Origin of the sequence: Promicromonospora kroppenstedtii DSM 19349 (assembly GCF_000515355.1) — a bacterium.
Lineage (GTDB): Bacteria > Actinomycetota > Actinomycetes > Actinomycetales > Cellulomonadaceae > Promicromonospora > Promicromonospora kroppenstedtii.
On the sequence record NZ_KI911760.1, the window covers coordinates 71,850 to 72,788 of the forward strand.

1 protein-coding gene is annotated in these 939 nt (G+C 71.8%); it reads right to left on the bottom strand.

The annotated features are described in order from the left end of the window. The coding region (locus tag PROKR_RS38320; RefSeq protein ID WP_036970290.1) for an aldo/keto reductase at positions 1–801 on the bottom strand (801 nt) is incomplete at its 3' end. Positions 802–939 lie beyond the last annotated feature (138 nt).

Sequence of the window (939 nt, forward strand, 5' to 3'; positions counted from 1 at the left end):
GGTGCGGCCGTCCGGGCGGCCCAGGGCGGTGATCCGGGCGATCTCGTCGGCGGTGAGCGCGACGTCGAAGATCGCCAGGTTCTCCCGCTGCCGGTCGCGGCCCGCGGCCTTGGGCAGCGGGATCGCGTCGCAGGCCACGTGCCACGCGAGCACGGTCTGGGCCGGGCTGACCTCGTGCGCCCGGGCGATCTGCGTGATCACCGGGTTGTCCAGCAGATCGTTGCCGCGCCCGATCGGGCTCCACGACTCGGTGAGGATCCCGTGCTCCCGGTGGAACGCCAGCGCCTCGGTCTGCGGGAAGTACGGGTGCAGCTCGATCTGGTTGACCACGGGCAGCTCGCCCGTCTCCTGCGCGAGCCGGTCGAGGTGCTCGGGCAGGAAGTTGCAGACGCCGATCTGCCGAACCAGGCCGCGCTCGCGCGCCTCGATCAGGGCACGCCAGGCCTCGACGTACTTGTCGACGGACGGGTTTGGCCAGTGGATGAGGTACAGGTCGACCGTGTCCAGGCCGGTGCGCAGCACGCTCTCCTCGACGGTCTGGATCGCGTCGTCGAACGCCTGGTACTTACCGGGCAGCTTGGAGGTCACCACGATCTCCTCGCGCGGCACGTCGCTGCGCCGCACCGCCGCGCCCACGGCGCCCTCGTTCTGGTAGCTCGCGGCCGAGTCGAGCAGCCGGTAGCCGGCGTCCAGGGCATCGGCGACGGCGCTCGCTCCGGCCTCGCCGCGCAGGCGATAGGTGCCGAACCCGACGGCGGGCAGGGCGTATCCGGACGGCGTGGCGACCGTGGGGATCGACATTCGAGGGCTCCTCAGCATCGACTTCAGGTGCCTCGACCGTAACCGTTCCCGCTCACCTGAGACGGACACCGAGCACCGCCGCGCCCGCCCAGGCGGCCGCCACCACCAGCACGAGGACGACGTCGGAGCGGCCGATCG